The organism is Hymenobacter fodinae, from assembly GCF_004745825.1.
Lineage (GTDB): Bacteria > Bacteroidota > Bacteroidia > Cytophagales > Hymenobacteraceae > Hymenobacter > Hymenobacter fodinae.
Genome location: NZ_SRLA01000004.1, coordinates 453125 through 472379, shown reverse-complemented (window position 1 = coordinate 472379; position 19255 = coordinate 453125). Strand labels below are relative to the sequence as shown.

21 protein-coding genes are annotated in these 19255 nt (G+C 55.7%); 15 read left to right on the top strand and 6 right to left on the bottom strand.

The window, feature by feature from the left end:
• Positions 1-12: 12 nt before the first annotated feature.
• The 13 genes from EU556_RS19765 to EU556_RS26690 all read left to right on the top strand — a co-directional run bounded on the left by EU556_RS19765 (position 13) and on the right by EU556_RS26690 (position 9198).
• Positions 13-1311, top strand: a complete 1299-nt coding sequence (locus EU556_RS19765) for a hypothetical protein (protein ID WP_135435861.1) — start codon at positions 13-15, stop codon at positions 1309-1311.
• Positions 1311-2456, top strand: coding sequence for a collagen-like protein (locus EU556_RS26135; protein WP_167855647.1), 1146 nt, complete (start codon positions 1311-1313; stop codon positions 2454-2456). Before EU556_RS19765 ends, EU556_RS26135 begins: the two co-directional genes overlap by 1 nt.
• Complete coding sequence (locus tag EU556_RS19755; RefSeq protein ID WP_135435860.1) at positions 2456-3487, top strand: hypothetical protein; 1032 nt, start codon at positions 2456-2458, stop codon at positions 3485-3487. The genes EU556_RS26135 and EU556_RS19755 overlap by 1 nt, the downstream gene beginning before the upstream one ends.
• Before the next feature lie 2 nt (positions 3488-3489).
• Positions 3490-5223, top strand: a complete 1734-nt coding sequence (locus EU556_RS19750) for an IPT/TIG domain-containing protein (protein WP_135435859.1) — start codon at positions 3490-3492, stop codon at positions 5221-5223.
• Between the two features lie 170 nt (positions 5224-5393).
• Positions 5394-5594: a hypothetical protein gene (locus EU556_RS19745; protein WP_135435858.1), complete on the top strand. Its 201-nt coding sequence runs from the start codon at positions 5394-5396 to the stop codon at positions 5592-5594.
• Positions 5595-5606: 12 nt separating this feature from the next.
• A complete protein-coding gene (locus EU556_RS19740; protein ID WP_135435857.1) occupies positions 5607-6293 on the top strand; it encodes a hypothetical protein in 687 nt (228 codons plus the stop codon).
• A complete protein-coding gene (locus EU556_RS19735; RefSeq protein ID WP_135435856.1) occupies positions 6290-6475 on the top strand; it encodes a hypothetical protein in 186 nt (61 codons plus the stop codon). Before EU556_RS19740 ends, EU556_RS19735 begins: the two co-directional genes overlap by 4 nt.
• Complete coding sequence (locus EU556_RS19730) at positions 6475-6753, top strand: hypothetical protein (RefSeq protein ID WP_135435855.1); 279 nt, start codon at positions 6475-6477, stop codon at positions 6751-6753. The genes EU556_RS19735 and EU556_RS19730 overlap by 1 nt, the downstream gene beginning before the upstream one ends.
• 3 nt (positions 6754-6756) lie before the next feature.
• Entirely contained in the window at positions 6757-7227 is a 471-nt protein-coding gene (locus EU556_RS19725) for a M15 family metallopeptidase (RefSeq protein WP_135435854.1), read from the top strand.
• 27 nt (positions 7228-7254) lie between these two features.
• The gene (locus EU556_RS19720) at positions 7255-7620 is read left to right on the top strand and encodes a hypothetical protein (protein WP_135435853.1); all 366 of its coding nucleotides are present in this window, start codon (positions 7255-7257) and stop codon (positions 7618-7620) included.
• 608 nt (positions 7621-8228) lie between these two features.
• Positions 8229-8684, top strand: coding sequence for a hypothetical protein (locus EU556_RS19715; RefSeq protein WP_135435852.1), 456 nt, complete (start codon positions 8229-8231; stop codon positions 8682-8684).
• 2 nt (positions 8685-8686) lie between these two features.
• Positions 8687-9040, top strand: coding sequence for a DUF3307 domain-containing protein (locus EU556_RS19710; RefSeq protein ID WP_135435851.1), 354 nt, complete (start codon positions 8687-8689; stop codon positions 9038-9040).
• Between the two features lie 29 nt (positions 9041-9069).
• Positions 9070-9198: a hypothetical protein gene (locus EU556_RS26690; protein WP_262709644.1), complete on the top strand. Its 129-nt coding sequence runs from the start codon at positions 9070-9072 to the stop codon at positions 9196-9198.
• A gap of 468 nt (positions 9199-9666) precedes the next feature.
• Here EU556_RS26690 and EU556_RS19705 read toward each other — a convergent pair whose 3' ends face one another.
• The 3 genes from EU556_RS19705 to hemA all read right to left on the bottom strand — a co-directional run bounded on the left by EU556_RS19705 (position 9667) and on the right by hemA (position 12943).
• The gene (locus tag EU556_RS19705; RefSeq protein ID WP_135435850.1) at positions 9667-9906 is read right to left on the bottom strand and encodes a hypothetical protein; all 240 of its coding nucleotides are present in this window, start codon (positions 9904-9906) and stop codon (positions 9667-9669) included.
• Between the two features lie 97 nt (positions 9907-10003).
• Complete coding sequence (locus EU556_RS19700) at positions 10004-11275, bottom strand: site-specific integrase (protein ID WP_135435849.1); 1272 nt, start codon at positions 11273-11275, stop codon at positions 10004-10006.
• Positions 11276-11671: 396 nt separating this feature from the next.
• The gene (gene hemA, locus EU556_RS19695) at positions 11672-12943 is read right to left on the bottom strand and encodes a glutamyl-tRNA reductase (RefSeq protein ID WP_135435848.1); all 1272 of its coding nucleotides are present in this window, start codon (positions 12941-12943) and stop codon (positions 11672-11674) included.
• Positions 12944-13242: 299 nt separating this feature from the next.
• On the opposite strand from hemA, the gene EU556_RS19690 reads away from it, so the two are divergent.
• A complete protein-coding gene (locus EU556_RS19690) occupies positions 13243-14424 on the top strand; it encodes an ATP-binding protein (protein WP_135435847.1) in 1182 nt (393 codons plus the stop codon).
• Between the two features lie 9 nt (positions 14425-14433).
• Here the strand turns inward: EU556_RS19690 and EU556_RS19685 are convergent, their stop codons facing one another.
• The 3 genes from EU556_RS19685 to EU556_RS19675 all read right to left on the bottom strand — a co-directional run bounded on the left by EU556_RS19685 (position 14434) and on the right by EU556_RS19675 (position 17291).
• Complete coding sequence (locus EU556_RS19685) at positions 14434-15558, bottom strand: lipocalin family protein (protein ID WP_135435846.1); 1125 nt, start codon at positions 15556-15558, stop codon at positions 14434-14436.
• Positions 15559-15607: 49 nt separating this feature from the next.
• Positions 15608-16375, bottom strand: a complete 768-nt coding sequence (locus tag EU556_RS19680) for a carboxypeptidase-like regulatory domain-containing protein (RefSeq protein ID WP_135435845.1) — start codon at positions 16373-16375, stop codon at positions 15608-15610.
• A gap of 715 nt (positions 16376-17090) precedes the next feature.
• Positions 17091-17291, bottom strand: a complete 201-nt coding sequence (locus EU556_RS19675; protein ID WP_135435844.1) for a hypothetical protein — start codon at positions 17289-17291, stop codon at positions 17091-17093.
• 100 nt (positions 17292-17391) lie between these two features.
• On the opposite strand from EU556_RS19675, the gene EU556_RS19670 reads away from it, so the two are divergent.
• Positions 17392-19167, top strand: coding sequence for an amino acid permease (locus tag EU556_RS19670; RefSeq protein WP_245327804.1), 1776 nt, complete (start codon positions 17392-17394; stop codon positions 19165-19167).
• Positions 19168-19255: the final 88 nt, after the last annotated feature.

Here is a 19255-nt window from a genome sequence, read left to right as displayed (position 1 = left end):
GTTTCGTGCTGTATGGCAGAAACGAAGGTATTCATCAACGACTTACCCGGCCTCACGTTGCCGGAGGATTTGCTCGGCAAGTCCCTTGAAGTCGAAGGGGTGGATGCCGCGGGCAAGCCCATCAGTTTTAAGCTGCCTGCTGGGGTGTTACTGCAAGCTGCCGCCAAGTTCCTGCCTGGACCGAACCTACGGCGGGACCTGCGCAAATCGGTGCAGTATAAGGCCGTTTCCCAACCAGACTATAACCCAGGTGCCTCCTCGCTCGACCAGTTGGATGGCAACCTGTTGAGTCTAGGCGCTACTGCTACGGTCGAGGCGGATGAGGATGGCACATCGAATACCGAATACGAACTGCAGCGCGACCCCACGGGCCCGCTGAATGTATGGGTGGATGGTTCGTTTACGGGTAACAAAACCTTAGCCCGGTGGGTACGGAAAGAGAATACAGGGGGCGGGGGAGATACCTTTCTAACCCCCTTTACTTTCTCACTTAGTAACGGTAAGTCCTTCGGTAAATACACCAACGGGCAGACCGCCCCGTGGACTGGCTTGACTGCTGTACAAGCTATTCAGGATGCCGGAATAGAATCCATCTACCCCACCTACGGTACAGCTGGAATCTACATCGGGCAATCCGCACCGGCTGATGGGGAGCTAGGCGAATCCATTACGAACAACCTGCAGGCCAGCTTCAACCAAAGCGACGCCGGGCCGCTCAGTCAGCTACGCATCTACCGCAACGGGGTGCAAGTGCCCAGCGGGGCAGGTAGCAGCAACCCGCTATCCGTGTCGGTGCAGATGGTGCGCAGCCTCACGCCCTCGGGACTGTATGCGGTAGCCGACTATGCGGCTGGCCCGAAAAAACTCATCACCCCTGGGAACACTCCTGATGACCGCGCTCCACAAGTGCGCAACCCCAACGCGCCCCAGGCCGCCGAGGTGGGTTTCCAATCCGGGGTTATCTACTACACAGGGTATTACCGCATTTTCTATGGCCCAACACCAGTAGTGCCAACCACCTCTCAGCAGGTGCGGGCATTAGCCGGGTCGCAGCTCACCTATCAAGGCACTCAATTTATTCTCAACTCTGGCACTACAGAGAGAATATTCGTGGTAGCCCTACCACCTGGGAAGCAACTGGTGTCGGTAGTGGACTTGGATAATCTAAACCAAGTTATCACGGCTGATTACGCACCCTCCACGGTGAGTGTGGAGGATGCGGGCGGCACCCCTGCCAATTACACCCAGTATGCGAAGGTGCAGGCAGTGCCTTACCAGAGCAATCACCGCCACCTTATTACTACCACCTAATGGCTAGCACCGAACTACAACCCGGCGCGGGCCTTCGCATACCTAACCCTGCCCCGGTAGATGCTTACTACTCGCTTCCTCAGGTAGGAGAGGCACCGTCCCGACCCTATGATTCGGTTGCACAAGCATGTAGTTATGTCCCGCCTCAGGTGCGTTATGATGGCTTAACCGTCAACATAGCTGGTGATGAGTACTGGTGGAAAGAGTCGGACCTGTCGGATGCTGGCCTAGTCTACAAAGGCGGTAATGCCACGGGTACGCCTGGCCCTATTGGTCCGGCTGGCCCGCAAGGTGAACAGGGCGAGAAAGGCGAACCGGGCGAACCCGGGGCTGATGGACAGCCCGGCCCGAAAGGGGATAAGGGCGATCAAGGGGAACCGGGGCAAGACGGTCTGAATGCTGGCCCGCCTGCGCCGCCTTTTACCCATGGTCCACAACCAGAAGGTACTCTCTCTTACGCCTCCGATGGATTTACCTACCGCTCCAAAGGCATAGATAACGCCACCGCTGAACCCGGTTCCTACTCCAACTGGGGGCAGTTCTGGACGCGCCTAGGCTATGATGATGGCCCGCTGAAGAGTCGGATAACCGGCGTGGAAACGGGGCTAGTCGCTCTGCTGCAACAGATAGACCAGCTAGAGGATCAGGTAGATGGGCACGAAACCCGCATCGCGGAGCTAGAAGCAGGGGGCGGCCCCGATGGCTACAATGACGCCGAGTTACGGGGGCGGATAGTAGAGCTAGAAAATACAGTTGCTCAGCACACGGCCACTATAACAGACCATGAGCAGCGCATTGCACAGCTAGAGCAAGCCCAAGCCTACCTGCCCGGCCCGATTAACTGGGATATCACCTGGGTAGCTGGCCAGCTCACCTACAATCTACTGCCTAAGACTACTGCAGTCTTTGATGTGGTAGCGGATGACAACCAAGACCTACGCCAGCGTCGTGGGGACTTCTCTTGTGACTTCACGCTAGCCACTCCCACTATCACCTTCTCGCCAGCAGTGGCCGCGGAGATGAACACGGGCGACCATATCTGGATGACCCTTTGGAACGGGGCTGCGGGCTCCGTGGTGACGCCACCAACTGGAAACGGCTACGTGCAGCCGGGCTATGTACAATCTGGATACGTGAGTTCGTAATGGCCTTCGGAGATAAACAGAAGCAGCTACTCAGCACCGCCGCTACGCAACTAGGCCTACAGGTTGCGCAGGGGAATGGCGTCGGTATGCCCCCGCCCGCGGTAGACGCCCGACTAGAGCAACTAAAGGAGCAGATGCAGATCATGCTCGATGAGTACCGGGTGCTCATCACGGGCCAGGAAACCATGCCGCCCCGCAACTGGCGGATGAGCAACAACCGGGTTACGCGCCGACTCGATGACCTAACAGACGTAGTAGGCGACCTGCTTACGGACCACGCTGCTTTGCAGGCCCAGCACGACGCACTGCAGAAAGCCGTGCCCAACCTGATTAGTGATGCTATCAGCGCCTACCATCAGGAAATCTTCGTGCCTACGGTGCAAATGCTCACGGGCGCCAATACCCCCGGTGTCGCGCACTCGCTGCTAGAACTCTACAACCTCTTACAGGCGGAGATTCAGGAGGATAACGTAACCATGGCTGATGTATTCGCCCGCATTACGCAGGTGAAGCAGCAGGCCGCCGCGGCACAGCTTACTGCCGATGGGGCCCAAGCTCTCGCCACTAGTGCGCAAACCTTGGCTACCACTGCCAAGACCACGGCCGATGGTATTCGGACGGACTTAACCACACAGACCGGCCGGATTGATGCGGTGAAAGTAACTGCGGACACAGCCAAAGGCACTGCGGAAACAGCAAAGACCACGGCTGATGGGGTGCGTGTCGATCTCAATGCACACACCAGCGCCAACAACCTGCACCGCTTCAAGCAAACCAAGCGGGTAGTTACGCCAGCTATGGCGGTAGGCGCGTCGGTGCCGGTGGCTATTACCTGGGATACGCCTATGCCTTCTGCGAATTACACGGTCAGTGCCCTCCTTGGCAACAATAGCCTGCTTGGGATGACGTGGGTACTGGCCGCATCTCCAGTTCAGACAGCTAATGGCTGCACCATAATCCTCAAAAACACCGGACTGCTAGCGCTGCTGGCTTCTGCCGGCACTATTCAACTTCTAGCTACCCACGACTAACTATGGGCTTTCTCGACGACATCATTTATCGAAGCGGGCTGAACCGCAACCTGACACCAGATGAGGTAGACAATAACTTCCTCAACCTGGTCAATGCCATCAAGGCCTTGCAAGGTGGTACCACACCTACCACTCAACTTGCTACCCCCACCGGCTTCGCAGCTACCGCTACCAGTGCCTCGCAGATCGGCACTAGCTGGAACAACGTGGCCAACAACAGCGGCTATCAAGTACGGGTAGCGACGGATAGCAACTTCACTCAAAACGTATTCACGCAGAATACGGGGGCGAATACCACCAGCCTGGGCCTCACGGGTCTTGCCGCTTCGACTACCTACTATGCGCAGGTAAAAGCCCTGGGTACTGGTTCGTACAGTGATTCGGGCTATTCCGCTGCTGTATCCGCCACCACGCAGGCGGGAAGTGCCCCCAGCGGCCCGACCCTCATTGGCTTTGGCGAAAACAGCCTGAGCGATGGCAAGGGCAGCACTGGCTGGCAACCGGGCAGCCACCCTAACGGGCTGATTGACCTATCTAAAACTGACTACCCCGCCCAAACCATGAACCTGTTAGGCAACGGGTACTCGGGCCTAAACTTCGGGGTAGATGGGCAAAAAACCACCGAGTTCACGGCCCGCCTCTCGGGGGAAATCCTGCCGAAAATGCTGGCGGGCACCTACAGCCTGCGGATCATGGTGCTGTGGGAAGGCACCAACCACTTATCGCTATCCAACGGGGAGGTATCGGCCCAGCAAGCCTACGACGCCATTGTAGCCCAGGCGCAACAGGTGCGGGCGCAGGGCATCAAAGTCATCGTAGCCTCTATCTTGCCGCGCTATGATGCCATTTACGGCATTTCACAGGCTGAATTCACCTCGCGCAAGGATTATGTAAACAGTCAGATGGCGGCCAACTGGCGCAACTTTGCTGACAATTACGCGCCGTATCACACCATTGATGGCATAAACTATCCCGATGGCATCCACTTGGATGATGCCTCCTACGCGAAGATAGCCACGATGGCGCGGGAGAAAATCCTGCAGATCGTCACCAACACGGTGCCCGGCCCAGGGGCTACGCCCGCGCCTACTATTACCTCGTTCAGCCCTACCAGCGGGGCGGTAGGGGACTTGGTAACCATCAATGGCACGAACCTAACGGGGGCCACCTCGCTCAAGCTGAACGGCACAACGGCCGCCATCAACAGCAACAACGGGTCGGCTATTCAAACCACCGTACCGGCAGGGGCTACCTCTGGCGTGTGGTCGGTGGTAACGCCGGGTGGCACGGCGGTAAGCACGAATAGCTTCACGGTCACGGTAGCGGCTGATTCAGTGGTGATCGATGATGATAACGCGGCCCTGAGCTACTACCCCCTGGGCTCGTGGGCTCCAGGCAATAACGCGCTAGCCTACAACGGCATACTCAAATACAACAATAGCTCGCCCGATACAGCCTCCTGCGTGTTCGACATGACCGGCAACAAGCTGGTCGTTAGCACGCCGGCCACCCCGATTGGCGGGGAATATGAAGTAGTGGTATCCGGGCAAGTAGTAGGCACGGCGGTTCAGTACGCTGCGCAGGATACGGCCGATGTGCAGTGCGTGGTCAACTTCCCCGATGCCAGCCGCCGCACCGTGACCATACGGCGAAAGGGCGGTACCTCCGCTGGCTTTATCTGGGTGGACAAGTTCACCGCCTCCGGCCCGAATGCGGCCTTCTACAAGACTGCCTAACCTACTCCCTGCTCCACACCTAGTGCCCTTGTGCCACCTCTCATGTATACCCCGTGTCTAGCCTCAAAATCAACAATGATTCTACTGTAACACTTCCTTGGCCTCTGTTGGCCTTGCTGTTAACCCTGCTGGTGGCTGTGGCGGGATGGGGGAACAGTTTACGGGAAGATGTGACCGACCTCAAAAGTTGGAAGCAAACTCACATCAAAGAGGATGCTGACTACAAGGCAACCGTTGCCAAGCAACTAGATGCTGTTAACGCGACCATCCAGGCCAAGGCCGATAAGGATGAGAAATGGCGCGCCGAAATCCAAGAGACGCTTACCCAAATCCGCATTGCAGTTGGCGCACGGCCGGCTGCTCGTCCCTAACCTGACTTTGCCATGAAACACCTCTTTCGCCTGTTCTGCTGCCTGCTCTTACTTTCATCTTGCACAGAGCGCATGATTGCTAAACGCTCTGTGAAGCGGGCTGAACGCGCCGCCGCCGATGAAGCATTACGCGTCTCCCGCCTGCCTGCCAAAGAGCAGCTGGCCGGGCTAGTCGAGAAGAACCCCGGCCTGATAGGGGAGACAACCAAAGTGGTTGAAAAGACTGTGATTGTGAAGGTGCCCGGCGAAACCATCACGGTAACGGTGCCCGCCAAGTCGACGCCGGCTACAGATAAAACCCTGGTCGACTCGCTACTGCAAAGTGCCTCCCATCAACTCCATCAAGCCGACAGTGCCAGTATAGCCGACCTAGCCCGTACCAAGGCCCGGCTTGCGAAAATCCTGCATGAACGGCCGCTACTCAGCCGTGATACAGTAAAGCAGGAAGTAGGCGATCTGATAGTAAAGGCATGGGTTGACCCGACTGGAGTAGTACATGTCAGCTCCATTAGCAAGGAGCGCAAGGTAGAGGTGCCCACCATCATCAAGCAGGGTACTGTGCAGCCTATTCGAATTGAGAAGCCCAGCTTTTGGGCCAAGCTGTGGCTGATACTAAAAAGCTGGTTTTGGCTGCTGCTCTTTCTGGTTGTGGCCGGCCTTGTGTGGCTGATTCGTCGACGACAAACCCCGCGGCTATGACCCGTCTAGTTCTCGGCCTCTGCCTGCTTACGGGGTGCCGCACGTCTCAATTCATCAATGACGGACAGTTGCCCGCTACCCAAGTGAACTATAAACCCGCTGTGGATACTACCAGCCGCCGGCCGGATTGGCTCTCTCCCTACCGGCCTCAGAACTACCCGCCTACTAAATCGAATCACTAATGCTCGACGAAATCAAAGCTAGGCTTTCGCTGCCTACTCCTGCCTTTTGGAAGAAAGTACAGAAGCGCACCGCTGCTGCCTCGGCAGCCTTCACTACGCTAACGGTCACGGTGGCTACCATTTCGGATAAGCTGCCACCGGTGCTCCCAACGATTTTGGCCTGTGCTGCTGCCTTGTTCGGGGGTATTGCGGCTATCTGCTCCCTGGCGGTAGATGATGCCTCACAGATAACCCCAGCAGTGGAGCCCGAAGAAAAGATGGTCACTCCTAACCTCTGATATATGGCTGACATCAACCAACTCCATTCGCTGCTGCAGCACGCCTATACCGAGGCGAAAGCACAGTTTATTAAAGACAACCCCACGCTGCCAAAACCTCTACTCAGCTTCACCTATCGAAGCCCTGCGGTGCAGAATGCTTTCTACGCCCAAGGCCGCGAACCCCTGGCAAAGGTTAATGCACTCCGCAAACCCCTGAACCTCTACTTGCTCGGGCCGGTGGAAGGCAAGCGCAAGGTAACCAACGCCAAGGGGGGGCAGAGTCCGCATAACTACCTGCCCGCTATGGCCTTCGATGTGGCCTTTGATAAGGGTAATGGTGTGCTAGACTGGTCGGAATCCTTATTCAAGAAGTTCGCCGCCTACGTGCTACGGTACCCGGGTATTACGTGGGGCGGCAACTTCCACTCCTTTAAAGACCTGCCTCATTTTGAGGTGACTGGCTGGGCTAGCAAGGTCAAGAAAGTATCCTAATCCCTTTCACTCTTTACGTCCTTTCCTATGAAACGTCTTTCTAAAGGCTCTCAATTTACCCTATTAGCTATTGCCCTAATTGGCATAGTGGGCGCTGTACTCACCTACACCGACTATCAGCGGCACGGCGACTTGTCTACTATTTGGTGGCCTATATCGTGTGTTGCGCTGTTTGTATTCGTGTACTGGCGTTCGGCGAAAACCGACATTGTGCCTGTGGTTGCCCTGCTACTCCTAGCCGCTGGTGCCACTAGCTGCGCCGTAGAACGCGACCCTGAACTAGTGCGGGAGGAAGCTACCGCTGCCAAGGCAGAGGAACTAGCAACCACCTACACCTTTACTAATGCGGAAGGATACGATCAGACCGTCGCAATACAGCAGACATGGAAGTAGTTGGCGCACTTGGGCTTCTAGCGTATGTGCTAGCTGATGCTTACTCTCAAGGCCTATTAAATAGGCTGACACGGCGCTATGTGCCACCAGTTGAGCAGCCTACAGTGAACCTGTCGCTGCACACCCTATACCCTGTATGCTATGGGCTGTTTGTTGGCGCTGTAGCCAGCAAGTATGGATTGCACCTAGCAGGGGTGGGACTGCTCTTACGTCTCGCTGTGTTTGATGTGGTGCTAAATCACACAGTTGGAGTGCCTGCCTTCACAGTGGGGGAATCAGCAGTATTAGATAGAATACTCCGTAGACTTACCCCTAAGTCATCAGGGAGACTGGCTAGTCTCATCTTACGCATTGTGGCTTGGGTAGGAGCAATTGAATTACTGCTTCTGTTTGACCAAGTGGCCTAACGCATCCCCTACCCAGCTCAGATGTGGATGGACCGTTCGGGTAGGGGTAACCCGAGTGATTGCACACAGTCACGCCGAGGTTTGTATCGGAGGGAAGGCCGGTGTGCACGTCGGCTTTCTTCGTGTTGATATGTGGTAAAATTGTGGATAAGTATACTGATTATCAATAGTTTAAACCATTTATTCTGTGTATATTTATACATGAGCAACGCCGTTCAAGTAGCCAAGATTGTAGAGGCCGCACTAGCAGGTGACACGCAAAAAGTGTTGAACTATGCTGCCCTTATTGCCACGCACTTCGACCAAGAGGGGGATGCTAGAGCCGCCCGAATTGTAAGACGTTCTTATGGGGCAGAACCCGCTGGCAATCCTGTTTGCTTAGACGCGCCGCCTGTTGTTGTTGATGCTTCAGACGCAACTACCAATCAAAGGAAAGGGAGTGTAGCGCGCGAGGCATCATCCTCTCTTTGGGATAACCCTAACCCGTGGCTTGCCACCTGTGGCGTGTGCCTCACGGTGGAGGACTTAGGTAAAGGTGTATTGATCCTACCTGACCAACTCACCGAAAAGGGCTGGGTAAACACAGGACGCTTTGGGTATGTATGCCCCGGCTGCCAGAAGATTATGAAGCAACCAATTCTTACTACTAACACATAAGTATGGAGCAAATACTCCTGCACTTGTTGGGCGACTACGTGTTGCAAAACGATTGGATGGCACAGAACAAGACAAAAGCCCATTGGCCCGCCTTTGTTCACGCTCTGCTGTACGCGCTGCCTTTTACCCTAATTGCACCTTCGCCGCTGGCTTGGGCTGTCTTATTTGGCACACACTTCCTGATTGACCGCTATCGGTTGGCGTTGTATTGGATACGAATATATAATCGGATTGAGGTAGTGGGGCCTTTTGGATATGCCGAAAGTAAGCCGCCCTACATGGCGTTCTGGCTTATGGTAATCATTGATAATACCCTGCATTTAACAATCAACTACGCAGCTATGCGCTGGCTGTAGCCCCCTTTTAGAATCAGACAAAGTAAGCTATGGACGACCACGACGATTACCTAGAAGGCTTAGTTGATGGCTTCCTGCTGTTCTTCAACCCCACCACGAAACTAGGCTGGCTTACCTATACAGTGATAGCCATTGCAGCTATCTGGTATTTTTGGTAACCCTACTCTCCCTTACCATAACGACAACCGAAAGCCCTAGCCTACCCCAAGTAGTGCCAGGGCTTTCTTATATCTAACTGAGGGGCATCAATGTCCTTCAGTTGTCGTATATTCGTATGCACAAGCCGCTTAGCTACCGGCAAACACGGGTGCTTGGACTACGAAGTAGCCAGTGCGTTCTCCGTCAGGCAGGGGTTCTTGGACTTGCCCTGTTTTAACCACAACCCGGATAGGCGGTACTCGATTGGGAGTGCAGAAGCCGCCGGGTTTTGTGTATATTTACTCTATCATCTGATGGCAAAGGTTGGCCGCCATACTTGGGGTATGGAAGGAGCGCGGTTCGAGCCCGCGACAGATGACAGCTAGCCAGCTTCCTGCGTGTATCAGACTGGCAGCGCTTATCTATAACACACAAATAAACCCCCGGACGCCACTCCTAGAAGCGCACCAGCTGGGGGTTTCGTGTGTCTATATATAAGGCTCACAGAACTGAGCCCCTCGTACGGCTACATTGAAGGCAACGGGCCAACCGGGGAACATGCTGTCGAGTACCTCCTCTAGATTGCGGTGGGGCTGCTTGGCCTGGTGCCACCACGTACCGCCTTGGTTGGGTATCTCCGCTCGAATGCCACCATCCTCTTGCCAAATAGCAAAGTAATTGTCTCCTACCCACAGGGAGGCGGGGTTCTCTTTTGTGTTGCAAAACATAGTGGTGTTTGTTAATACACATTGCTAGCCCGACCAGCAGCCGTACGCCACCAGCGGAAGATGTAGAGTCGTTTGCGGGAGGTGAGGGGAGTAGGCATTAGTTGTGCGTGAGAGGGGCGCCAAGAATAGATAGCTGTTCGATAATGTATTGCGGGCTGGCACTGGAGTAGCGAGCATTCGCCATTGCCTCTGTGTGCCCGGCCATCTCAGCCGCTAGCTTCAACCCAAATTGGTCACGCATCATCTGAGCGAACGTGCTGCGGGCATCCTTATGACTCAAGTCCAGTAGGCTCAGGTCAACTAAGCGGGCAATGTGTTTTAGATTCTCGTTCACATAGGACGACTCATAAATTGGGAGCTGACGAGCGTACTTGGTGAACAGAAGCTCCTTCGACACGGGGAATAGGGGCACCCAAAAGCCTTTGCCTAAGTATTGAATCTTCTGACGGGACATACCAATACCCTGCACGGGTTGGCCAGCCTTGTTCGGTACGGAAGAAAGAAACGTATCGGGAGTGCGGGCAAAGCGCACATAGTCTACAAAAGAGAGTCCTGTATAGCAGCAAAACACGAACAGGTCCCGCACCTGGTCCAAGGTCTGATTCTTCGTGTCCGTAGTGAAACAGAACACCCGTAGCTTATTCAGCTCGTCTTGGGTCAAATACCGCTTCTCTGCGGACTCCAGTTCCGACACGTAACGATAGCCCGCCAGCTTGTTGTCCTTTAGCCATCCTTCGTCAATAGCCATGTTGACGGCTCGAATGATGAAGCTGATGTATTTACGGATGGAAGCCCCCGTCATGGGACGGGCAATACACCAGCGCTCCAAGGCCCGGCACCACTTGCGGTCTACCTGCACGGCTGGGAGGTTGGGTTTGCGCAGCACCGCTAAGTATTCCTTTACAAACCCAATGACGAGGCGGGCATTGGTGAGAGTAGAAGGTTGCCGCTCTTTATCTGATAGGTGCGTGTATAGCAGCTCTAAGCAATCCAGCAAGGTCTGCTTCTTCTGCGTGCGGGAGCCTGAGCCGCGTAGCACCTCCCGAATTTCGGCGGGGGTAGGATCATGGCCCTGACTTTTAAGACTATCATACACTTGCTCACTTTTGCGAATCCAGTCAATGAGCTTGTTGTTATACGACCGGACCAGCAGTTGTTCTTCCTTGCTGGCTCCACGCCCGACCTGCAGGCGTTGCGTGTCCTGGTTCCACTCGGATGTGGTAGCTGTAACGCCCGTTGCGAACTCTGCCCGCTCGTAGCCAATAATTTCTATACGTAGAATAATGGGCGCCTTGTCCGTTGTAGCATGTGCCCGATTAGCTCGCCTCCATAAGTAGGGCTCCTTCATGTTGTACTCGTAGGTAATCATGCTAATAGGCTTAGTATAAACTGGCAGGTCTCAGTAGGTAAGATGCTAGTTATACGGCGTATATCCAATAAAGCAGGTATTCACCCAGCTAAAAGCATGAGAGACAGGAATATTCATTTTCTACTGTATGCCAAATTGATTAGCACGGTGGAGGTAGGCCCAGTATGCTAGGCTGGTCACTGACGAAATGCATCATATTGCGCTGGTCACTGACTTGGTCACTGGCGTACAGTCACACTGCAGTTATGGAAACCGCCTAGAATGCGCAGAAACGCAAACCGCCGAACCAGATATACTGATTCGGCGGCGGCAGACTATCAGGGCTTACTTCCACGCCGGAGGTAAGGGCAATTCGTTTCGCCAACTGTGGGGGCTTATATCTCAAGGCAGACTGGCCTAGGCCAAGTCGGGCTGACGTTCAAGGTCAAAGAGGTCGGTGAGCACGTCGATGAGCTGGTCGGCCTCACCGCGCTTGCAGGCGGCTTTGAGCTGCAATACCGGCATCTTGAGCACTTTCTGCATCAACGACTTCGTGATGTCATCAACGCGGCGGGCTTCTTCGGGCGTCATCTTCTTCTGGAAGCGGTCCATCTCTTCGAGGCGGATTTGCTCCAGGGCGTTCTTTAGCTTCTGAATGGTCGGCGACACCATCATCTCCTTGGTCCAGTCTTGTAGACCCGCCAAGCTTTCTTCAATAATGGCACGTACTTGCGGTACGGCGGCCAAGCGGCGCTCCAGTGCGGCCGAGGCTTTGCTGTGGATGGCGTCGATGTTATATACAAGCACGCCGGGTACGTTCTCTACATCAGCCTCAATGCTGCGGGGTACCGAGAGGTCAATAAAGAACTTGTAGTTCAGCACGTCTAGGCGCTCTACCATTTCGGTGGTGAAGAAGGGCTCAGAGCGGGAAATACTGGAAATGATTACGTCGGCATCCTTCATGCCCTGCACCAAATCCTCAAAGTTGAGCACTTTCAGGCCGCATTCTTCGGCCAGCAGCTCAGCCTTAGAGCGAGTGCGGTTACAGATGGTCACGTCGGTGAACAGCTTGCTGTCGCCGAGGTGGCGGCACACGTCGGCGCCAATCTCGCCTAGGCCTACTACCAGTACGCGTGGGTTGGCCACGTCGCCGGTCAGCTCTTCTACCAGCTCCAGGGCCGCGTAAGAGGTGGAGGCAGCGCCGTCGCGGAAGGATGTCTCCTGTTGGACCCGCTTATTGGTGAAGAACACCGTGTGCAGCACTCGGTGCAGGAAGGGGCCTGCCGCGTCCTCATCCGCCGACCACTGGTAGGCCTGCTTCACTTGGTTGCTGATCTGCAGGTCGCCCACCACCTGGGCATCGAGGCCCATGGCTACCTCAAAGAGGTGACGCACGGCGTCGGCGTGTTCGTCGAGAATATCGAAGTAAGGGAAGTAGTGGCTGATATTGGCCAATCCTTTGAGCTGACCTAAGGCCTCAATGATAGCGGGGCTCTGGTCGCGCTCAGCGGAGTAGTAAACTTCCGTACGGTTACAGGTGCTCAGCACAAGCAGGTCGGAGAGGCCTAGCTCGTGGTGGAGGGTGTGCAGGAAACGGCGACAGGCAGCCTCATCCAATGCAATCAGCTCCCGAATTTCTAGGGGAGCTTTCTTGAAGGAGAGACTAACGGCCTTAAATGGTTGGAGCATAGCTGGAGCTAGTGCGATAATCAGGAGGCAAAAATACGCTACAAATAACTAGTGTGAAACAGTTGAATCACTACTAGGGTTCGGGGTAAGTACTATTCAGTCTAAAAAGTCCGTTCTGCCGGTGTAATGGACGATTCGTGGGACTTAAGCTGATAAAAATCATTTCTGGGAGGGAAGGACGCCAGCGGCAAAAGCCTAGCGGCTAACTTGGTTTGCCTTTTCATCCGCTACTCGCAGCCGTCCGTATCTTCGTTGCGGACGGCTGACGTCCCAGACTTTTCTACCTCGGCCTTTTCTCTGTGCTTCCCATCTACGACCAAAAATCCCGTATCAAGCTCGTCATTGTGGGCGTGGCCCTGTTGATTGGGGCCGCTACGGTTATTTACACCAACATTCTGGTGCAGCGGCTGTCGGAGCGGGAGCAGAAGCAGATTGACCTCTACGCTAAAACTCAGCGCTACCTGATCAACACCGAGGAAGAATCGAACGTGTCGTTTCTGATGACGGAAATCATCGACGCCAATAATACCATTCCGGTTATTCTGGCCGACGGGGACAACAACATTGTGGATGCGCATAACGTGACCATTCCAAAGGGGTTGAGCGAGCAAGCCGCAATTGCCTACCTGCACCGCGAGATTGAGACCATGAAGCAGCAGCACCCACCCATCGTGATTGAGATTGGGGCCGGGCTGCGCAACTACCTATATTATAAGGAGTCGGCGCTGCTGACCCAGCTGCGTTACTACCCACTCGTACAACTAGCCATCATTGGTTGCCTGGGGGTCATTGCCTATTTCGCCTTCAGCTACTCGCGGCGCGCCGAGCAGAACCGGGTGTGGGTAGGCCTAGCCAAGGAAACCGCTCACCAGCTAGGCACTCCGCTGAGCAGCCTGATGGCCTGGCAGAGCTACCTAAGCGAATCGGAGCGGTTTAAGCACGAGCCCATTGTGGAGGAGCTGGGCAAGGACGTGCGGCGCCTGCAGATTATCACGGAGCGCTTCAGCAACATCGGCTCGGTGCCGGTGCTCAACGACGAGAACATTCTGCGCGTGACCGAAAACGCCATTGCCTACCTGCAAAGTCGGGTGTCGAAGAAGGTGACGTTTGAAATTAAAACCGATCTGCCCCGCGACACGCCCGCTAAGGTTAACATCCCGCTCTACGACTGGGTAATTGAGAACATTTGCAAAAACGCCGTCGATGCCATGGACGGCCGGGGCAGTATTACCATTCACCTGCGTCGCCCCGTGCGCAACAAGTCCCAGATTGCTATTGACATCACCGATACCGGCAAGGGCATCCCGAAGAGCAAACTAGAAAGCGTGTTCCTGCCCGGTTACACCACCAAAAAGCGGGGCTGGGGTCTAGGCCTAGCCTTGGCTAAGCGCATCATCGAGAACTACCACGAGGGCCGCCTCTTCGTGAAGTGGAGCGAAGTAGGCCGCGGCACTACGTTCCGGCTGATTCTGAATGGGTGAGGTACTAGCCTAGCGCGTGGCTTTCTCCTCTTTGGCTGTCACTTCCTCGGCTGCTTCGCGGGCTTTCTTTACCTCTGAGCGGTTGGTGATTTCCACGTAGCTGTTGCCCTTCACAGGCTTGCCGTGGTGAGTGCCTTCAACGCGGCACATGCCCTCCCAGTAATGCATCTTGATGCCGGCAAACAGCTTGAGCGTCAGCTCCTGGTCGGGTATGAGAGGCGTGATGGTGAGGTCGTAGCCCTGGGCCGGGATGCGTAGGCGCCACTTGCTGGGGTAGCGCTGCTTGGAGTGGGGGCTGGTCCAGTAGGCCAGGGGCTCCAGCTCAAAATCCTTTTGGTCGAGGTGGGTGTTTTGGGCTTGGGTGCCGTAGTGCGAACCGCCGCCAATGCTCTGGCCGGTGACTTTGTTGTAGAGCTGGTAGGCCATGATTTCCTCCCGCGGCTCATCGAGTTGAATGCTGAACCAGTCCCAGCCGATGTCTTTGGTCGTGACGCTGTTGCAGTTCCACTGCCGGTCGTACCATAGCTCACCTTCCACCTGGCGCTCTTTGCCATTGATTTCAATGGTGCCGGTAGCCGTCATACGTGGGTAGCTGTAGTAGCCCGCCTGCGCCACGGGGCCGTACTTTTCGTAGCCGGTGCCGCCGTGCAGCAGCACCGGTTTGGCGGGAGTAGTGGTAAGGTTGATGGCGTGGCCCTTGTGCGCAGCCATGCGAGCTTGCAGATGGTAGCTGCCCTCCTGGCCGGTCAACGTCCAGCGCTGGGCCTGCTTTTGGGTGGCCAGGTTAATGGGCAGACTCTCGGACAAGAGCTGGGGCAGGCGCTCTACTTTATAATCATAGCGGAATTCCTGGGTTTTAGGGTCGGAAATGGCAAAGTTGACCATCTTCCAGTCCTTTTTGCCGGTCAGGTTGAAGTGGAAAAACACGTACTCCACGCCAAATACCTCGCCGGTAGCTTTGTCGCGCAAGTGGCCGGTGAAGTACCACCACTCTAGGGAGTTTTGCTTGTGCACGGCCTCCTCTTGGGGCAGCTGCGCCCGCTCCTTGAAGACGTCGTACTTATTGGTAGGCTTGAGGGCGCAGCCGGCAGCCGCAAACAACAGAATCAGAAAGGACAGGATACTATGCTTCATACCCCGGAATAAGGCTTTTCGGGGCCAAAAGGTTTGCTAGGCCGCTGGCTTAGAATTGCCGGAACGGACGGGTGAGGCGGTGCCACAAGCCGCGGGGCGTATACCAGCAGCTGGTCTGGTATCCGCCCACAATAACCATTTCGCCGAGCATGCGGGTGCTGGCCGCTAACTCAATAGTCTGTTTAATGGTAGTATGCGGGTTGAGTTGTAATTGCTGTCCTTCATAGCCGATATAGCTGATCAGCAGCTTTATAGATGTGCTCTGACGATAGGTTTCGGGCAATGACAGTTCAAATTTCCCCTGCGCGTCAGTACTGATACCGATCTTGGTATCAGCTACTATCACTGTCACGCCCGGCAGCGGCTCATGCGTAGTTGAATCTACTACTACACCTCGCACAACCAGAGGCGGCATTAGGGTCGGTAAGGGTACCGCCGGAGGCTGCGCGGCAACCATTCCCAGCGTAATAGTTTGCGGAACCCTGACTGGCCTAGGAGGCTGTTGCGCCTGACCTTGAGTTGACGCAGCTGTTGCCCCCAAGCCTAACAGCGCCGCCAACGCCACCCAGCGCCTGCGCCACGTTACATCTGCCGCTGGCACTACCAATGGCCTATCCAGCTGTTCTGCCCGGAACCGGCCGCAGCTCTTACCTGCCGACTGGCCTAGATAAGCCAGTACCTCCGCATCCGTCATGCGGGTGAAATCAACTACTACTTTATCACAAGCGGCGCAGTGCCGACCCTGAGCGGCGAGCGTCATCGTCTGCCAGTTCTCATGGCAGGGTTTCGGAACGGATAGGATAGAGCGAGTGGGCATAGCAATAGCAGGTTAGGTGTGTTGTATTGATGCCGCGCTAGGTCACTTTCCACAAATGAGTTTAGAAATATTTATTCTGAATCAGGCTTTGCCCTATTAATTAATAGGAGCAGTAAATATGACTGTGGAAAGCTTAGGTGGCGGCGGAGGCGGCGGAGGCGGCGGGCTTACTTCATCTCGCTTCATTTTCGGTTCAGGTACTCTTCCCAGAACCATAGGTATTTCATAGCGCCGTAGTTGAACTACCGCAGCTTTGGCTGTCGGGACCCGACGGCCGAAATACTTGAATGGGACATCTGCTTCGTAGTCTGGCAGACTGCCAGATACAATTAAGAAAGAATCTCGTAGTGCGTTTGGTAGTTGAAGCTCAAAACTGCCGTCTGGAGCAGTTGTAGTGCGTAGAGTGCTATCTGCTAAGCAGACAATATGAGCGCCCGCAACAGGCTGACCAGTAGTTTTATCGAGCACGTGGCCTCGCACTTGAAATGAAGAGTTTTCTGACACAGTAGGAATGGTGCGAAGCTTAAGCTGCGCCGGGTCTGGCACTTCGCAGCCGCTCAACGCTACTGCGGCGGCCGTCAGCCAGCCTGCCCAATGGGCAGCAGCTACTCGTAGTCGTCTGGGAGTACCGAGCTGTTCTGGCCGAAAGCGGCCGCATATGGAGCCCGGGTGGCCTAGGGCCGCCAGTATTTCAGCCTCAGTCATGCAGGTGAAATCAACGACGACCTTGTTGCAGGCGGCACAGTGGCGGCCGCCCGGCGCGGGCGTCATATCGGCCCAGGTGGCGGGGCAGGGAGTAGGAACCGAGAGAGTGGGACGAGGTAGCATACAGCAACAGGTTTGGTTTACTGTAGTGATGCCGGGCTAGGCCACTTTCCACAAAGCCAATAAAGTTTTTGAAACGAGGAGCAGGCACTCAAATCTATAATCTTGGTCAGAAGAGCCGTTGTACCCGATACTGTGCAGCCCCCGGCATTATTCTGTATCTTTTGCCCCCTTAACCTCTCACTACCGCTTTGTCTACACCTCTTCCGCCCACGCGCAGCAGCGGCCTGTTTCGCCGCAAAAGCCTCGACGATATTCTGCATAACCCCCCCGCCGACGCTGACGGGCACGGTGGCCACGGCGGTGGCCTAGAGCGTCACCTCACCGTCCGCGACCTGACGGCCTTGGGTATTGCGGCTGTAATTGGGGCCGGTATCTTCAGTACCATCGGCAACGCCTCCCACGACGGCGGTCCGGCCGTGTCGCTGCTGTTTGTGTTTACGGCTATTGCTTGCGCCTTCTCGGCCTTGTGCTACGCGCAGTTTGCGGCCACCATTCCGGTGAGCGGTTCAGCCTACACCTACGCCTACGCCTCCTTCGGGGAGCTAGCCGCCTGGATTATTGGCTGGGCCCTGATTATGGAGTATGCGGTTGGTAACATCGTGGTGGCCATTAGTTGGTCGGACTACTTCACGGGGCTCTTGCAGGGTGTGGGCATCAACCTACCCGTTTGGCTGACGATGGGCATGCAAAGTGCTCATAAGCACTATAATGAAGTGCTGGAGCTGATGCAGTCGGGCCGACCGTTAGCTGAAGCCTCAGCGGCCCAGCTGGAAGGTTACCGGGCCTGGAGCGCCGCCCCAGAACTGCCGGGTGGCCTACGCCTCGTATTGGATTTGCCTGCCGGCCTCATTACCCTGGCCATTACGGCGCTGGTGTACGTGGGCATCAAGGAATCTAAAAACGCCTCTAACCTGCTGGTGGCCCTAAAGCTGGTGGTAGTGGCCGTGGTGATTCTGGTAGGCGCCTTCTACGTGCAGCCCGAAAACTGGAGCCCCTTCGCCCCGAACGGCATTGGCGGCGTACTGAAAGGTGTGTCGGCGGTGTTCTTTGCTTACATCGGCTTTGATGCTATTTCGACGACTGCCGAGGAGTGCAAGAACCCTCAGCGCGACCTGCCCCGGGCTATGATCTACGCTCTGATTATCTGCACCATCCTCTACGTGATTATCACGCTGGTCCTCACGGGCATGGTGAATTATAAAGAGCTGGCCGTGGGCGACCCCCTGGCCTACGTGTTCAACAAAGTGGGCGTAAAGTGGCTGGGCGGCGTGGTAGCCGTATCGGCGGTGCTGGCCATGGCCTCGGTGCTGCTGGTGTTCCAGATCGGGCAGCCCCGCATCTGGATGACCATGAGCCGGGATGGACTGCTACCCCCCGTATTCTCGCGTGTGCACCCCAAGTTCCACACGCCCTCGTTCAGCACCATCGTGACGGGCTTCTTTGTGGGCGTGCCGGCCATGCTGCTGAACATGGATCTGGTAATCGACCTGACTTCCATCGGGACGCTGTTCGCGTTTGCACTGGTGTGCGGCGGTATCCTCATCATTGACCCCCATGGCCAGTCGGATGCCCGGTTTAAGGTGCCCTATATCAACGGGCAGTTTCTGGTGCCGCTGGTGTTATTGGTAGGTGCTGCGCTGCTGTTCGTGTACAACCAGGCGGGTATTCAGGAGTTTCAGCAGGCCCTGAGCAGCGGCTACGAGGAAGCTCGCCATTATATCCCGATGTTGGTGTTCTTCGTGTTTTGCCTGGGCCTGGCGTGGCTGTCGTTTCGCAAGAAGCTGAGCTTGCTGCCGGTGCTAGGCCTGCTCACCAACCTCTACCTCATGACCCAGCTGGGCATCAACAACTGGCTGTTGTTCTTCGGCTGGCTGATTATCGGACTGGCCCTGTACTTCAACTATGGCTTCAAACACAGCAAGCTAGGCCTGAAAGTCTTGCCGAACGGTCAGCGTCGGGCGTAACCTGCAGGTCGTCTTTCCCATTAATCAAACGCCCCGGTTGCTGAGCAAGTAGCCGGGGCGTTTGGCATGAAGGGGAGGGGTGGCAATT

Bases quoted from the DNA above. Each gene is read 5' to 3' on its own strand.
- EU556_RS19765 (WP_135435861.1), top strand. From the start codon at position 13: ATGGCAGAAACGAAGGTATTCATCAACGACTTACCCGGCCTCACGTTG.
- EU556_RS26135 (WP_167855647.1), top strand. From the start codon at position 1,311: ATGGCTAGCACCGAACTACAACCCGGCGCGGGCCTTCGCATACCTAAC.
- EU556_RS19755 (WP_135435860.1), top strand. From the start codon at position 2,456: ATGGCCTTCGGAGATAAACAGAAGCAGCTACTCAGCACCGCCGCTACG.
- EU556_RS19750 (WP_135435859.1), top strand. From the start codon at position 3,490: ATGGGCTTTCTCGACGACATCATTTATCGAAGCGGGCTGAACCGCAAC.
- EU556_RS19740 (WP_135435857.1), top strand. From the start codon at position 5,607: ATGAAACACCTCTTTCGCCTGTTCTGCTGCCTGCTCTTACTTTCATCT.
- EU556_RS19735 (WP_135435856.1), top strand. From the start codon at position 6,290: ATGACCCGTCTAGTTCTCGGCCTCTGCCTGCTTACGGGGTGCCGCACG.
- EU556_RS19730 (WP_135435855.1), top strand. From the start codon at position 6,475: ATGCTCGACGAAATCAAAGCTAGGCTTTCGCTGCCTACTCCTGCCTTT.
- EU556_RS19725 (WP_135435854.1), top strand. From the start codon at position 6,757: ATGGCTGACATCAACCAACTCCATTCGCTGCTGCAGCACGCCTATACC.
- EU556_RS19720 (WP_135435853.1), top strand. From the start codon at position 7,255: ATGAAACGTCTTTCTAAAGGCTCTCAATTTACCCTATTAGCTATTGCC.
- EU556_RS19715 (WP_135435852.1), top strand. From the start codon at position 8,229: ATGAGCAACGCCGTTCAAGTAGCCAAGATTGTAGAGGCCGCACTAGCA.
- EU556_RS19710 (WP_135435851.1), top strand. From the start codon at position 8,687: ATGGAGCAAATACTCCTGCACTTGTTGGGCGACTACGTGTTGCAAAAC.
- EU556_RS26690 (WP_262709644.1), top strand. From the start codon at position 9,070: ATGGACGACCACGACGATTACCTAGAAGGCTTAGTTGATGGCTTCCTG.
- EU556_RS19705 (WP_135435850.1), bottom strand. From the start codon at position 9,906: ATGTTTTGCAACACAAAAGAGAACCCCGCCTCCCTGTGGGTAGGAGAC.
- EU556_RS19700 (WP_135435849.1), bottom strand. From the start codon at position 11,275: ATGATTACCTACGAGTACAACATGAAGGAGCCCTACTTATGGAGGCGA.
- hemA (WP_135435848.1), bottom strand. From the start codon at position 12,943: ATGCTCCAACCATTTAAGGCCGTTAGTCTCTCCTTCAAGAAAGCTCCC.
- EU556_RS19685 (WP_135435846.1), bottom strand. From the start codon at position 15,558: ATGAAGCATAGTATCCTGTCCTTTCTGATTCTGTTGTTTGCGGCTGCC.
- EU556_RS19680 (WP_135435845.1), bottom strand. From the start codon at position 16,375: ATGCCCACTCGCTCTATCCTATCCGTTCCGAAACCCTGCCATGAGAAC.